This window comes from Citrobacter sp. 506, assembly GCF_050434985.1.
GTDB classification, from domain to species: domain Bacteria; phylum Pseudomonadota; class Gammaproteobacteria; order Enterobacterales; family Enterobacteriaceae; genus Citrobacter; species Citrobacter braakii.
Window position 1 is genome coordinate 102,630 of the sequence record NZ_JBNDJN010000003.1, and the last position, 15,171, is coordinate 117,800.

The 15,171-nt window shown below is 51.9% G+C and carries 13 protein-coding genes; 11 read left to right on the forward strand and 2 right to left on the reverse strand.

What is annotated here, in order from left to right; all coding sequences use genetic code 11:
* Positions 1 to 309: 309 nt before the first annotated feature.
* The 5 genes from ytfQ (at position 310) to ABIE10_RS13470 (ending at position 6,094) form a co-directional block, all read left to right on the forward strand.
* A complete protein-coding gene (gene ytfQ / locus ABIE10_RS13450) occupies positions 310 to 1,266 on the forward strand; it encodes a galactofuranose ABC transporter substrate-binding protein YtfQ (protein WP_016151454.1) in 957 nt (318 codons plus the stop codon).
* An 85-nt stretch (positions 1,267 to 1,351) separates the two neighbouring features.
* A complete protein-coding gene (gene ytfR / locus ABIE10_RS13455) occupies positions 1,352 to 2,854 on the forward strand; it encodes a galactofuranose ABC transporter, ATP-binding protein YtfR (protein ID WP_046275826.1) in 1,503 nt (500 codons plus the stop codon).
* 13 nt (positions 2,855 to 2,867) lie between these two features.
* Positions 2,868 to 3,890, forward strand: coding sequence for a galactofuranose ABC transporter, ATP-binding protein YtfT (gene ytfT / locus ABIE10_RS13460; RefSeq protein WP_016155534.1), 1,023 nt, complete (start codon positions 2,868 to 2,870; stop codon positions 3,888 to 3,890).
* Entirely contained in the window at positions 3,877 to 4,878 is a 1,002-nt protein-coding gene (gene yjfF / locus ABIE10_RS13465) for a galactofuranose ABC transporter, permease protein YjfF (protein WP_075849009.1), read from the forward strand. The genes ytfT and yjfF overlap by 14 nt, the downstream gene beginning before the upstream one ends.
* Positions 4,879 to 4,981: 103 nt before the next feature.
* Positions 4,982 to 6,094: a methyl-accepting chemotaxis protein gene (locus ABIE10_RS13470; protein WP_016155535.1), complete on the forward strand. Its 1,113-nt coding sequence runs from the start codon at positions 4,982 to 4,984 to the stop codon at positions 6,092 to 6,094.
* A 52-nt stretch (positions 6,095 to 6,146) separates the two neighbouring features.
* Here the strand turns inward: ABIE10_RS13470 and fbp are convergent, their stop codons facing one another.
* The gene (fbp, locus tag ABIE10_RS13475) at positions 6,147 to 7,145 is read right to left on the reverse strand and encodes a class 1 fructose-bisphosphatase (protein ID WP_016151459.1); all 999 of its coding nucleotides are present in this window, start codon (positions 7,143 to 7,145) and stop codon (positions 6,147 to 6,149) included.
* A gap of 175 nt (positions 7,146 to 7,320) precedes the next feature.
* On the opposite strand from fbp, the gene mpl reads away from it, so the two are divergent.
* From mpl to ABIE10_RS13500, 5 genes are all read left to right on the forward strand, one after another.
* Positions 7,321 to 8,697, forward strand: a complete 1,377-nt coding sequence (mpl, locus tag ABIE10_RS13480; RefSeq protein ID WP_016151460.1) for a UDP-N-acetylmuramate:L-alanyl-gamma-D-glutamyl-meso-diaminopimelate ligase — start codon at positions 7,321 to 7,323, stop codon at positions 8,695 to 8,697.
* A gap of 287 nt (positions 8,698 to 8,984) precedes the next feature.
* A complete protein-coding gene (locus tag ABIE10_RS13485) occupies positions 8,985 to 9,737 on the forward strand; it encodes a MurR/RpiR family transcriptional regulator (protein WP_429156023.1) in 753 nt (250 codons plus the stop codon).
* Positions 9,737 to 11,059 (forward strand): 6-phospho-beta-glucosidase, encoded by a 1,323-nt coding sequence (locus tag ABIE10_RS13490; protein ID WP_429156025.1) that lies wholly within the window; start codon positions 9,737 to 9,739, stop codon positions 11,057 to 11,059. Before ABIE10_RS13485 ends, ABIE10_RS13490 begins: the two co-directional genes overlap by 1 nt.
* Before the next feature lie 16 nt (positions 11,060 to 11,075).
* A complete protein-coding gene (locus ABIE10_RS13495) occupies positions 11,076 to 11,765 on the forward strand; it encodes a 6-phosphogluconolactonase (protein ID WP_019078227.1) in 690 nt (229 codons plus the stop codon).
* Between the two features lie 6 nt (positions 11,766 to 11,771).
* Positions 11,772 to 13,088 (forward strand): PTS sugar transporter subunit IIC, encoded by a 1,317-nt coding sequence (locus ABIE10_RS13500; protein WP_049283028.1) that lies wholly within the window; start codon positions 11,772 to 11,774, stop codon positions 13,086 to 13,088.
* A gap of 63 nt (positions 13,089 to 13,151) precedes the next feature.
* Here ABIE10_RS13500 and yjgA read toward each other — a convergent pair whose 3' ends face one another.
* The gene (yjgA, locus tag ABIE10_RS13505) at positions 13,152 to 13,703 is read right to left on the reverse strand and encodes a ribosome biogenesis factor YjgA (protein WP_016151465.1); all 552 of its coding nucleotides are present in this window, start codon (positions 13,701 to 13,703) and stop codon (positions 13,152 to 13,154) included.
* Between the two features lie 95 nt (positions 13,704 to 13,798).
* Here yjgA and pmbA point away from each other — a divergent pair, with 95 nt between their 5' ends.
* A complete protein-coding gene (pmbA, locus tag ABIE10_RS13510) occupies positions 13,799 to 15,151 on the forward strand; it encodes a metalloprotease PmbA (RefSeq protein WP_003830385.1) in 1,353 nt (450 codons plus the stop codon).
* The last annotated feature ends 20 nt before the right edge of the window (positions 15,152 to 15,171 follow it).

A 15,171-nucleotide genomic window follows, 5' to 3' on the forward strand; every position in this document is an offset into this window, starting at 1 on the left:
GTCTGTTTCCTTTAAATAAGCTATGGCAAACAAGTGGCGGGTATTATAGCCAACTCGCGCTGAATGTCTCCGCTTGTTTTCGCTTTCTCTGCGCTCATTTTCTTCTTTTTACCCCTCTCTCGTGACAGAAAAATCCATATCTTCAGCCGCATTTTTCATAGCGAGATGAAAGCGATTACAAAGTTGTGATTAACGTTTTATTTACTTTTTTGAAGTGTGATGTAACGCAATTCGTTACATGCTCAATTGTCTATAGTTTTTTCGCGACGGTTTATTAACCAACAATAATCACCCTACGAGGACGCACTTATGTGGAAGCGCTTACTTTTAGTCACAGCAGTTTCGGCAGCCATGTCGTCTATGGCAATGGCAGCCCCTTTAACCGTAGGATTTTCGCAAGTTGGCTCTGAATCCGGCTGGCGCGCCGCAGAAACCAACGTTGCGAAAAGCGAGGCTGAAAAGCGTGGTATTACGCTGAAAATCGCTGACGGCCAGCAAAAGCAGGAAAACCAGATTAAAGCTGTTCGCTCATTTGTTGCGCAGGGCGTTGACGCCATCTTTATTGCGCCGGTCGTGGCAACGGGTTGGGAACCGGTTTTAAAAGAGGCTAAAGATGCCGACATTCCGGTCTTTTTGCTCGATCGTTCCATCGATGTAAAAGACAAATCTCTCTATATGACCACGGTCACCGCCGACAACGTGCTGGAAGGTAAATTGATCGGCGACTGGTTGATTAAACAAGTGAACGGCAAGCCGTGTAACGTCGTTGAGCTGCAAGGGACCGTCGGGGCCAGCGTGGCCATCGATCGTAAAAAAGGGTTTGCTGAAGCCATTGCCAACGCGCCAAACATTAAGATTATCCGCTCACAGTCCGGCGACTTCACCCGCAGTAAAGGGAAAGAAGTGATGGAGAGCTTTATCAAAGCGGAAAACAATGGCAAGAACATCTGCATGGTTTACGCCCACAACGATGACATGGTGATCGGGGCAATCCAGGCGATTAAAGAAGCAGGCCTGAAACCCGGCAAAGATATTCTGACCGGTTCCATCGACGGTGTACCGGATATCTACAAAGCAATGATTGACGGTGAAGCCAACGCCAGCGTCGAGCTGACGCCGAATATGGCAGGCCCGGCATTCGACGCGCTGGAGAAATTCAAAAAAGACGGCACGATGCCTGAGAAGCTGACCATTACCAAGTCGATCCTCTATCTGCCGGATACGGCGAAAGAAGAGTTAGAGAAGAAGAAAAACATGGGCTACTAGTTTTGCTGCCGGTCTTCCGTAGGCCTGATGGCATTGCGCTTATCAGGCCTACGAAAAGGCCGTGATTTCGTACCGGAGGAATGCCATGACCACCGACCCCCATCAGGAAATCCTCCGCACCGAAGGATTAAGCAAATTCTTTCCCGGCGTCAAAGCGCTGGATAACGTGGATTTCAGCTTGCGTCGCGGTGAGATTATGGCGCTGCTGGGAGAAAACGGAGCCGGTAAATCGACGCTCATCAAAGCGCTGACCGGCGTTTACCATGCCGATCGCGGCACGATCTGGCTCGAAGGCCAGCCTATCTCCCCCAAAAATACTGCCCATGCCCAGCAGTTGGGGATCGGTACCGTGTATCAGGAAGTGAACCTGCTGCCCAATATGTCGGTAGCGGATAACTTGTTTATTGGCCGTGAACCGCGGCGTTTTGGCCTGCTGCTGCGCAAGCAGATGGAAAAACGCGCGACGGAGTTGATGGCGTCATACGGTTTTTCCCTCGACGTGCGCGAGCCACTGAACCGCTTTTCCGTGGCGATGCAGCAGATCGTCGCCATCTGTCGGGCGATCGATCTCTCCGCGAAAGTGCTGATCCTCGATGAGCCCACCGCCAGTCTTGATACCCAGGAGGTAGAAATGCTGTTCGGCCTGATGCGGCATCTGCGCGATCGGGGCGTCAGTCTGATCTTCGTTACCCACTTCCTCGATCAGGTCTATCAGGTCAGCGATCGCATCACCGTCCTGCGTAACGGCGGCTTCGTTGGCTGCCGTGAAACCCGCGAACTGCCACAGATCGAACTGGTCAAAATGATGCTGGGTCGCGAACTGGATACCCATGCGCTACAGCGTGCGGGCCGTACGCTGCTGAGTGATAAACCAGTGGCGGCCTTTAGCGACTTTGGCAAGAAAGGCACCATCGCGCCGTTTGATCTACAGGTGCGTCCTGGTGAGATCGTCGGTCTCGCTGGACTGCTGGGATCCGGGCGAACGGAAACGGCGGAGGTGATCTTCGGTATTAAACCCGCCGACAGCGGCAGTGCGCTGATCAAAGGCAAAGCGCAGACCTTGCGATCGCCGCATCAGGCTTCGTGTCTGGGGATCGGCTTCTGTCCAGAGGATCGCAAAACGGATGGTATTATCGCCGCCGCCTCGGTGCGGGAAAACATCATTCTGGCATTACAGGCGCAGCGTGGCTGGCTGCGGCCTATTCCGCGGAAAGAACAAAATGAGATTGCCGAGCGTTTTATCCGCCAGCTCGGAATTCGCACCCCCAACGCTGAACAGCCGATCGAATTCCTCTCCGGCGGCAATCAGCAAAAAGTATTGCTCTCGCGCTGGTTACTGACCAAACCGCAGTTCCTGATCCTCGATGAGCCCACGCGTGGGATCGACGTCGGCGCGCATGCCGAGATCATCCGCCTGATCGAAACGCTGTGCGCGGATGGTCTGGCGCTGCTGGTGATTTCATCCGAACTGGAAGAGTTAGTGGGCTATGCCGATCGGGTCATTATTATGCGCGATCGCAAACAGGTGGCCGAGATCCCGCTGGCTGAACTGTCCGTGCCGGCGATCATGAACGCCATTGCGGCCTAAGGAGACTATGGTGATGCCTCAATCTCTCCCTCAATCCACTCCGCCGCAACGGCGATTCCGCTGGCCAAAGGGCATGCCACAACTGGTGGCGCTACTGCTGGTGCTGCTGGTGGATAGCCTGGTCGCGCCGCACTTTTATCAGGTGATTTTGCAAGATGGTCGGCTGTTCGGTAGCCCGATTGATATTCTCAACCGTGCCGCCCCCGTGGCGCTGTTAGCGATTGGCATGACGCTGGTGATTGCCACCGGCGGCATCGACCTTTCCGTAGGCGCCGTCATGGCCATTGCCGGTGCCACCACCGCGGCGATGACGGTGGCCGGGCACAGTTTGCCGGTGGTGCTGCTTGCCGCCTTAGGCTCCGGCATTCTGGCAGGGTTATGGAACGGGATTCTGGTGGCAATCCTCAAGATCCAACCGTTCGTTGCCACGCTAATCCTGATGGTGGCCGGACGCGGAGTGGCGCAACTTATCACCTCCGGGCAGATCGTCACCTTCAATTCGCCCGAACTGTCGTGGTTTGGCAGCGGCTCGCTCTTACTGTTCCCCACGCCAGTGATCATTGCCCTGTTAACGCTGGTGGTGTTCTGGCTACTGACGCGTAAAACGGCGCTGGGGATGTTTATTGAAGCGGTAGGCATCAACATTCGTGCGGCAAAAAACGCCGGGGTGAACACGCGCATTATCGTGATGCTCACCTATGTGCTGAGCGGTCTGTGTGCGGCTATCGCCGGCATTATCGTCACGGCGGATATCCGCGGGGCAGATGCCAATAACGCCGGATTGTGGCTGGAACTGGATGCCATCCTGGCGGTAGTTATCGGCGGCGGCTCGCTGATGGGCGGGCGCTTTAATCTGCTGCTGTCGGTGGTCGGGGCATTGATTATTCAGGGCATGAACACCGGGATTTTACTGTCGGGCTTCCCGCCAGAACTAAATCAAGTGGTCAAAGCCGTGGTGGTGTTGTGTGTGCTGGTCGTGCAATCACAACGCTTTATCAGCCTGATAAAAGGAGTGCGTGGTCATGATAAAACGTAATTTACCGCTGATGATCACCCTCGGCGTATTTGTACTGGGTTACCTCTACTGCCTGACACAGTTTCCGGCTTTTGCTTCAACCAGAGTTATCTGCAATATCCTGACCGATAACGCTTTTCTGGGCATCATCGCCGTGGGCATGACCTTCGTGATTCTCTCTGGCGGGATCGACCTGTCCGTTGGCTCGGTGATTGCGTTTACCGGCGTATTTCTGGCGAAGGCCATTGGCTACTGGGGTATATCTCCGCTGTTGGCGTTTCCCCTGATTCTGCTGATGGGCTGCGCGTTTGGCGCGTTTATGGGGTTACTGATTGATGCACTGAAGATCCCGGCATTCATTATTACCCTGGCGGGAATGTTCTTCCTGCGCGGCGTCAGCTATCTGGTGTCTGAAGAGTCGATCCCAATTAACCATCCGGTTTATGACATGCTCTCAAGCCTGGCATGGAAAATTCCCGGCGGCGGTCGCCTGAGTGCAATGGGATTGCTGATGCTGGCGGTAGTCGTCATTGGCATATTCCTGGCGCACCGTACGCGCTTTGGTAATCAGGTTTACGCGATTGGCGGCAACGCCACCTCTGCCAACCTGATGGGGATCTCAACCCGCAGCACGACCATCCGTATCTATATGCTGTCGACCGGGCTTGCGACGCTTGCCGGCATTGTCTTTTCAATTTACACCCAGGCGGGTTATGCGCTGGCGGGCGTCGGCGTTGAGCTGGATGCGATTGCCTCAGTCGTGATTGGCGGAACCCTGTTGAGCGGTGGGGTCGGTACGGTGTTAGGAACGTTGTTTGGTGTCGCCATTCAGGGGTTGATCCAGACCTACATTAATTTTGATGGCACATTAAGTTCCTGGTGGACGAAGATCGCGATTGGCATTTTATTGTTTATTTTTATTGCCTTACAGCGCGGTCTGACGGTACTTTGGGAAAATCGTCAAAGCTCGCCAGTAATCAGAGTGGGGACGGCGGCAACACCAAAGTAACATCCTGATTTTTCACTAAACATTTAAATACCTAAACTTTTTCCGGTTGTAGTCGATAGGTTCTGTACAGGTCTGTTTTAACCCTACAACCGGAAATATAACGATGCCAAAATCCCTTTCAATTCGATCAAGTTTGTTGGTGTTATTGTCTCTGCTGACGTTCCTTCTGTTGCTGACCGGCGGTATGGGGCTGTATGCCTCTACCCGTATCATTACTTCGTTGATTTACCACGGTATTATGAGTGCCTCGATGTTGGCTGCCCTCGCATTGCTGGCGGTGATTTGGTTCATGCTGCGAAATAAGTTTCTCAAGCCGCTGGATAATATGGTTGAGCAACTGGAACGCCTGGCGACGGGGGATTTGTCGCCGGTTACCGCGCTGTCGGCCAGCGCCGAATTCAACCGTCTGAACGCGGCAATGGATGAAATGCGCCATGCGCTGGGCGACTCGGTACAGCGTGTCCGTGATGCCAGTTTACAAATTGATATTGGTAGCCGTGAGCTGACGGCCGGGAACCAGCATCTGGCGCAACGTACTGAATCGACAGCCACTTCGCTGGAGCAGACCGCCGCCAGTATGGAAGAACTCACGGCAACCGTGAAACAGAATGCGCAGAACGCGGAACAGGCACACCAGTTGGCAAAATCGGTGTCGGATACCGCCGATCGCGGCAGTGAGATGGTGTGCTATGTGATTGAGAAAATGCGCGATATTTCCGGCAGTTCCAGCCGAATCGCCGACATCCTCAGCGTAATCGACGGTATTGCTTTCCAGACCAATATCCTTGCGCTCAATGCTTCTGTTGAAGCGGCACGTGCCGGTGAGCAAGGGCGGGGCTTTGCGGTCGTTGCGGGTGAAGTGCGTAATCTGGCCAGCCGCAGCGCCGAGGCGGCAAAAGAGATCCGCACGTTAATCAGCGATTCACACACCCATGTGGGAGAAGGCAGCGAGCTGGCGCAGCAGGCGGGCGAAACCATGGATGAGATTGCCAATGAAGTGATGCGCATGACCAAACTGATGCGTGAAATTGCCAGCGCGTCGCAGGAACAGAGTCGCGGCATTGAGCAGGTGAATATCGCGGTGATTCAGATGGATGAAACGGCGCAGCAAAATGCGGCGCTGGTACAGCAGTCTTCAGCGGCTACCCGCTCGCTGGAAGAGCAGTCACATGCGCTGCTCGAAGCAATGGCGGCGTTTAAAGTACAAACGGCGTAGGGGATAAATTTGCCGGATGATGGCGTTAACACGTCTCATCCGGCAAAGCGTATTACGCGTCCGGGAATTCGCGGATAAAGCGTTCTACATCTTCAACCATATGGTCGTTACCTACGAAGAAGGAGCGACGCTGGTGCAGGCTTTCCGGGGTGATATCCAGAATGCGATCCTTACCATCGCTCGCTTTGCCGCCCGCCTGCTCGGCCAGGAAGGCCATCGGATTGCATTCGTACAGCAGACGCAGCTTCCCTTGCGGGTGGCTGGCGGTGCTTGGGTACAGGTAGATCCCGCCTTTGAGCAGATTACGATGGAAATCCGCAACCAGAGAGCCAATGTAGCGCGAGGTGTACGGGCGCTGAGTTGACTTATCTTCTTCCTGGCAGAATTTAATGTACTTCTTCACGCCGTTCGGGAATTTAATGTAGTTGCCTTCGTTAATGGAGTACGTGCTGCCTTTCGCCGGGAAGCGCATACGTTCCTGGCTGAGGCAGAATACGCCCAGAGAAGGATCGTAGGTGAAGGCGTGTACGCCACAGCCGGTGGTATACACCAGCATGGTGGAAGAACCATAAACAACGTAGCCCGCAGCAACCTGCTTGTTGCCTGGTTGCAGGAAATCCTCTTCCGTGACCGGCGTGCCGACTGGGGTTACGCGGCGATAAATAGAGAAAATCGTACCGACAGAGACGTTAACATCGATGTTGGATGAGCCATCCAGAGGATCCATCAGCACAACATATTTTGCGTGTTCACAGCCTTCAAAGACGACGATTTCATCTTCTTCTTCCGAGGCAATGCCCGCCACAATGTCGCGCGCCTTCAGTGCAGCTTTCAGTTTTTCGTTCGCGAACAGATCGAGTTTTTGCTGAACCTCTCCCTGCACGTTCTCAGCACCGCTGGCACCCAGGATATCGACCAGACCGGCCTTGTTGATATCGCGGTGGATGATCTTGGCGCCCAGCTTTATTGCCGACAACAAAGCAGTGAGTTCACCGGTAGCATGAGAAAACTCGTGCTGCTTTTCGACAATAAATTCACCTAACGTTTTCATAACACTTTCCCTGCAATTTATGTGGAGTAAAGCGACCGCAACAATATTAACAAATATTTCCATTGCCGCGCTTAGGTGAATCGCGCCAGCAAACTACGGAATATCCTGAAATGCGTTTCTCACTTGCCGGACATGTGCGTAAAATGGCCCCCAGATTAAAAAAGGATAGTGACGTATGCGCATTCATATTTTGGGAATTTGTGGCACTTTCATGGGCGGTCTGGCGATGCTGGCGCGCTCACTCGGTCATGAAGTAACCGGTTCGGACGCCAATGTGTATCCGCCGATGAGTACCTTACTTGAGAAGCAAGGCATTGATCTGATTCAGGGTTACGATGCCAGCCAGCTCGATCCGCAGCCGGACCTGGTGATCATTGGCAATGCCATGACCAGGGGTAATCCATGTGTGGAAGCGGTGCTGGAAAAGAACATTCCGTACATGTCCGGCCCGCAGTGGCTGCATGACTTTGTGCTGCGCGATCGTTGGGTACTGGCGGTTGCGGGGACGCACGGCAAAACCACCACCGCCGGAATGGCGACCTGGATCCTCGAAGCCTGCGGCTATAAGCCTGGCTTTGTTATCGGCGGCGTACCGGGTAACTTTGAGGTTTCCGCGCGCCTGGGTGAGAGCGACTTCTTCGTGATTGAAGCGGATGAGTACGATTGCGCCTTCTTCGATAAGCGTTCTAAATTCGTACATTACTGCCCGCGTACGCTGATCCTCAACAACCTTGAGTTCGATCACGCGGATATCTTTGACGATCTGAAAGCGATCCAGAAACAGTTCCACCACCTGGTGCGTATCGTGCCGGGCCAGGGACGCATTATCTACCCGGAAAACGACATCAATCTGAAACAGACGATGGCGATGGGCTGCTGGAGCGAACAAGAGCTGGTTGGTGAACAAGGTCACTGGCAGGCGAAAAAGCTGACCACTGATGCATCCGAATGGGAAGTGTGGCTGGACGGTGAAAATGTTGGCGTGGTGAAGTGGGGCCTGGTAGGCGAACACAACATGCACAACGGTCTGATGGCGATTGCTGCCGCGCGCCATGTTGGCGTCGTGCCTGCGGATGCAGCCAATGCGCTGGGCTCGTTTATCAACGCCCGTCGTCGTCTTGAGCTGCGCGGCGAAGCCAATGGCGTGACGGTGTATGACGATTTCGCCCATCACCCAACGGCCATTCTGGCAACGCTTGCGGCGCTGCGCGGTAAAGTAGGTGGCACGGCGCGCATCATCGCGGTGCTGGAACCACGCTCGAACACCATGAAAATGGGCCTGTGCAAAGATGACCTGGCGCCGTCGTTAGGGCGTGCGGACGAAGTGTTCCTGCTGCAACCCCCGCATATTCCGTGGCAGGTAGCAGAAGTCGCTGAAGCCTGCGTTCAGCCTGCGCACTGGAGCGGCGATGTGGATGCGCTGGCAGATATGGTGGTGAAAACTGCACAGCCTGGCGATCACATCCTGGTGATGAGTAACGGCGGGTTTGGTGGCATCCATCAAAAACTGCTGGATGGCCTGGCGAAGAAAGCCCAGGCAGAAGAAGAGTAAAAAAATGCCCGGTGGCGCTACGCTTACCGGGCTTACGATCCGTTGTGGGCCGGATAAGGTGTTTACACCGTTATCCGGCACTTTCTCAGGAGCACGATCTCCGTTGCCATCCGGCTTTCTGGTTACGTCATACTTCTCAACGGAATGGGAAGCCTCCATATGGAAATTTATAACTCAGATCGCAGAAATTAATTTCTAAATCATAAAATCTATTTCCGCTTTTCCCTTGCTAATATCCCCTCGAGAGCCAATGTGGCGTAAGTGCCACATAATAAAAGGTGCGCTCCATGCGAAAAAATTTAACCAATAATGAACTGCGAGTTTATAAATTCTGTCAGGAGAATCCTGCTGATGTTTATAAAATGAAAATTCATGAACTGGCAGATTGCGTTTATACTACCGCGCCATCTATTTCTAAGTTGGTAAAGAAATTAGGCTTTAATAATTTCCAGGAGTTTAAGGTCAACATTCGGGACGTATTCTCCAGATCGCAAAACTCGCAGCACCATAACGCGTTTGTTAGCGAATATATACAAGAAATGCAGGATGCTTTAACCAGAGTGTCTGAGAATAAAGTCAAAGTCTTTTGTGATTTTTTGTCCGACTGCAATACGATTATCACCTGGGGATACGGTACATCAGATAGCGTGGCGAACTATGTTAGCTATAATTTGATGGTGCTGGGCTTTAATATCCTCAATGAAACAGACTACACCAACTGTAATGTCCGCAGCCGCTTTCTGACCGCTAACGATTGTATGCTGATTGTTTCCAACAGCGGTGAGTCAGAAATGCTGGAAGAGATAATTTTTAATGCCAGAAAAAACGGCATCAAGGTGGCCGCGATTACCAGCCGGGAAAACTCTACGCTGGCGCTTAAGGCCGATGCAGTCTTGATCTACAAAAACGCCATTATTAAAGATACTGCTTTCGAAAATATAAGCTATCCGATACAGATAGCCATCGTAGATATTATGCTTTTCCATTTATCCAATGTCAGAAAAGTGTCGTTGAAATTTAATTCAAAAGTAGAAGACTAATGAAAAAACTAAAACTCGTGGTGATTGGCGCGGGTAGCAGCTATACGCCAGAACTGATTGAAGGGGTAATTAAAAACTACCACCAGCTTCCCATCTCTCACATCGCTTTTGTCGACGTTGAAATGGGTAAAGAGAAAATGAACATCATTTTCGATCTCACCAAAAGAATGCTTGCCAAAGCAAATTTACCAATTGATGTCATCCAAACTTTTGACCGCAAAACAGCGCTACTGGGTGCCGACTTCGTGGTGACTCAACTGCGCGTCGGTGGTATCGATGCCCGAATCGTTGATGAAAAACTGCCGAAGTCATACGGTTTTATTGGCCAGGAAACCAATGGCGCGGGCGGGATGTTCAAAGCTCTGCGCACCATTCCGGTCATCATTGAAATAGCGAATGAAATGAAGGCGATTTGTCCAAACGCCTGGCTGATTAACTTTACCAATCCAGCTTCCATGGTGACAGAAGCGGTACTCAAATACAGCAACAACAATCGGGTCATCGGCCTGTGCAATGGTCCTGTCAATATGACCCATCAGGTGGCCGGGCTGCTGAATGCCAACGTAGAGGATTTATACGTCGAGTTCAAAGGCTCCAACCATATGAACTTTATTACCAAAATTCTGCATAACGGCGTCGACCGTACCTGCGAAGCCATCGAGATAATCAACGCCGCCGACGTCGATGCACTGAGCTTTAAAAACATCAGCAATGAGCAGTTTAATAAAGAACTGCTGGCCGCCACCAATCTGATCCCCTCTTCCTATTTAAAATACTACCTCAAGACGACTGAAATGCTGGCCGAGCAGGAAGCAGCCGAGCAATCACGGGGTGAGATCGTCAAAAATATCGAAGCCGAACTGTTTAAAAAATACAGCGACGTTACGCTTCAGGATAAGCCTAAAGAGCTGGAAGCCCGCGGCGGTGCGCTTTATTCCACCGCCGCGCTGAACGTTATTCGCGCTATTTACCTCGACGATAAGAGCATTCAAACCGTCAACGTTCGTAACGGCGGTGCTATCACTAATTTACCGGAAGAGGCGGTAGTTGAAGTGAACTGTGTGCTTACCCGTAATGGTCCGATTCCAATTTGTACTGGTGAGATCCCATCTCCTGCGAAAGGGATTGTTTCCATGATGAAAGACTATGAAGCGCAGATCGTCAAAGCCGCCGCCACCGGCGATTATCAAGCGCTTATTTCTGGCTTTATTTTCAACCCATTATGCTCAAGCGACACTTCGGGTGTGGCGTTAGTCAAAGAGATGCTGCTGGCCAATAAAAAGTATCTTCCTTTATTCGCCAAAAAGATTGAATCACTTTAATAGCGAGAAGAAACGGATGAAATGTACAACGTTTGATACCAATGCCGCGCTGGCTGAACAGGTCGTTAGTGAGCTATCCGCGCTCAAACCACATTCTCGCGTGCTGATCCCCTCCGGTAGCACGCCTCACTGGATTTACGAAGCACTGGCAGCGACACCGTTTGCCGAACGCCTTACCTTCTTTGCGCTGGATGAGTGGGTCAACGTGCCCAGCGAATCAGATGGCAGCTGCCTGAACATGATTAATCAGGACTTTGTGCACAAATGTGCCTATCCGGTGCGGTTAGTCCATTTCAATCCGTTTGCCTCTACGGCACAAAATATTGCCCATTACCAAACCGCGCTCAACGGTGAAGAGTTTGACTATGTAATTCTGGGCGTGGGAATGAACGGGCATATCGGCTTAAACGAGCCGGGCGTGCCGTTTGATGAGGATTATCTACAAACTCAACTGGATGACGTAACAATTAACGTCGCCAGCCATAAATACTTCTCCGGAGATGTCACCCTCACCGAGGGTATTACCGTCGGGCTGAATAAAATCATCAAGGCTGGAAAGGTGATTGTTATCATCAACCACGATGCGAAAAAAGATATTTATCAGGAGATTGTTAACGGCGATGCGCACCACACTCAGGTTCCTGCCATCTATATCAAGCAGTTCCCGCAGGTTAATTATTACGTGACAAAAAACCTTATAGGGTAAGCGGGCATGAGCATAACCTCTCTACTCGAACAAAAGATGTTGCCACTGGCCGAGAAAATCTCGTCAAACATCTACCTGACCGCACTAAAAAATGCGTTTATTGCCCTGATTCCCTTTTTGATTGTCGGTTCATTTTTCGTATTGTTAACCAACTTTCCTGTTAACGGCTATCACGAGTTTATGAGTTCGCTGTTAGGGGACGGCGTGCTGGATAAGCTCAATTACGGGATTAACGCCAGCTACGGATTAATGACGCTGCTGGTGATTATCACCTTCTCAAAGGAGTTAGTTGAAAAGCTTAATCTCAGCCAAAGTTCCGCTATTTTACCGGTGGCGATCTTCTTCTTAATGTCGCCTGGTCATATTACGACAGGATCGGGAGAAATCGTCGCCGATGCTTACGCGTTGCTCGACTTTAGCTCTGAATCGATGTTCTTAGGGATTATCGTCACTGTGGTCACCATCAAGGTGGTTCAGTTTCTGGAAAACAGGGCTTTTACCATCAAGATGCCTGCGAGTGTCCCGCCAGAGATTGCCAGGTCGTTTAAATCGCTGGTACCTATCTTCTTAGTGCTACTGTTCTGGATTATCGTCAAGGTGCTGTTTGAGAACACGCCTTTTGGTACGCCGGGGAAATTTATCAGCGTCATGCTGCAACAGCCGTTGCTGTATCTGGGGAATTCCCTCTTATCGCAACTGATTGCTGAGATGATGATCAGTTTCTTCTGGTTCTTTGGGATCCATGGCGACTCTATCATGACATCCGTAATGGGGCCTATCTGGCAAACGCTCAGTGCGCAGAACCTGGCGCAAACTCAGGCCGGGCTGGTAGCGACCAACATCATTACTCAGCAGTTCAGGGATGTCTATTTGATTGCCGGCGGTACGGGTTTTACCGGGGCACTGTTGATTAGCATCTTTATGGTTGCCAAAAGTACGCGATTAAAGCAGCTCTCACGGCTGGCGGCACCGGCGGCAATTTTTAACATTAATGAGCCGGTTATTTTTGGTTTGCCAATCGTGCTTAATCCGCTGATGCTTATCCCGTTTATCATTACCCCAATGGTGCTGTGTACGGTTACTTATGTGGTTATCGCATTCGGCTGGGTTCCCCCCACCTCTGGTATCTCCATTCCCTGGACAACGCCGATCTTTATTTCTGGTTTCCTCACCACCGGGATTTCAGGCATTGTTTTACAGGCCGTGAATCTGGTTATCGCCACCGCGATTTATACACCGTTCGTGAAGATTTTAGATAAGCAGTATCTGCATGAAGAGAGTCAGTCAGAGAACGCTATGGGCGAAATGCAGCCCCAGCAGTAAGAGCACAGAATCCAGGCCGGATGAAGTATTTACATCATCCGGCACTTTCTGCAGACGAAGAGATTAGATTTCGTTTTCCGCCAGTTCACGCAGATACTGGAAAATCTGACGTGCTGATTTCGGCGGCTTGTTGCCTTCTTGCTCTTTCTTCGCATTGCGAACCAGAGAACGAAGCTGCTGGCGATCGGCATTTGGCCACAGGTTCAGCACTTCCGCTACCGCATCATCACCTTCGGCGATCAGGCGATCGCGCAGTTGCTCAAGCTTGTGAAACAGTACAACCTGTTGGTTGTGACGGTTTTTCAGCTTGTCCAGCGCCTGACGGATAGGATCAACATCGCGCTGGCGCAACATTTTGCCAATCAGCTGCAGCTGGCGGCGGCGACCTTCCATCTTAATACGCTGGGCCAACTCAATCGCGGCACGTAAATCCGCGTCGAGCGGGATCTTATCCAGCGCGTTTTTCCCCAGTTTTACCAGTTCCACACCCAGGTGTTTTAACTCCTCGGCGTCACGTTTTATTTCACTTTTACTGACCCAGATAATTTCATCGTCTTCGTCTTCGATGTCATCACCGGGAACGTCGTCGAGCCAGTCTTCGGGCTGCTTAGTCATGTCAGGCTCCTTAAAAAAAGAGGCTAATGTTACCAGTTAAGATGCGCACTGAAAAACGGTTCTCTGTTAGACTTCAGAGAAACTCTCTCTACATTATGGCATTTGCGATGAAAGTAATCTCACAAGTTGAAGCGCAGCGTAAGATTCTGGAAGAAGCGGTCTCGACGGCACTGGAATTAGCGTCAGGTAAGTCGGATGGCGCGGAAGTCGCTGTGAGCAAGACCACGGGTATTAGCGTCAGCACCCGTTATGGTGAAGTGGAGAACGTAGAATTCAATAGCGATGGCGCGCTGGGGATTACGGTTTATCACCAAAACCGTAAGGGCAGCGCATCGTCCACTGATTTAAGCCCACAGGCGATTGCACGTACCGTGCAGGCCGCGCTGGATATTGCACGTTACACCTCACCGGACCCGTGCGCGGGCGTGGCAGATAAAGAACTGCTGGCCTTTGATGCGCCCGATTTGGATCTGTTCCACCCGGCGGAAGTGTCCCCTGACGAAGCTATTGAACTGGCAGCCCGCGCGGAACAGGCGGCGCTACAGGCCGATAAGCGTATCACCAATACCGAGGGTGGCAGTTTTAACAGCCACTATGGCATCAAAGTGTTTGGTAACAGTCACGGGATGCTGCAGGGCTACTGCTCTACGCGTCACTCTCTTTCCAGCTGCGTCATCGCGGAAGAAAATGGCGATATGGAGCGTGATTACGCCTACACCATTGGCCGGGCGATGGGCGATCTGCAAACGCCGGAATGGGTGGGGGCAGACTGTGCTCGCCGCACCTTATCTCGCCTCTCTCCGCGTAAACTTTCCACCATGAAAGCGCCGGTGATTTTTGCCAACGAAGTGGCGACTGGGCTGTTCGGACATCTGGTCGGCGCGATTGCCGGTGGTTCGGTGTACCGTAAATCCACCTTCCTGCTCGACTCGCTGGGCAAACAAATTCTGCCGGAATGGCTGACTATTGAAGAACATCCGCACCTGCTGAAAGGGCTGGCGTCGTCGCCGTTCGACAGCGAAGGCGTACGGACCGAACGCCGTGACATTATTAAAGACGGTGTGCTGACCCAATGGCTGCTGACCAACTATTCCGCACGTAAGCTGGGACTGAAGAGCACCGGTCATGCGGGCGGGATCCACAACTGGCGAATTCCAGGACAGGGTCTAAGCTTCGAGCAGTTGCTCAAAGAGATGGGCACAGGTCTTGTGGTTACCGAGCTGATGGGGCAGGGCGTAAGCGGCATTACCGGCGATTACTCGCGCGGCGCGGCGGGTTTTTGGGTCGAAAACGGCGAAATTCAGTATCCGGTGAGTGAAATTACCATCGCCGGGAACTTAAAAGAGATGTGGCGCAATATTGTGACCGTAGGCAACGATATTGAAACGCGCAGTAATATTCAGTGTGGTTCGGTATTGTTACCGGAGATGAAAATCGCCGGGCAATGATACTCGTTAAGGCGTTAATT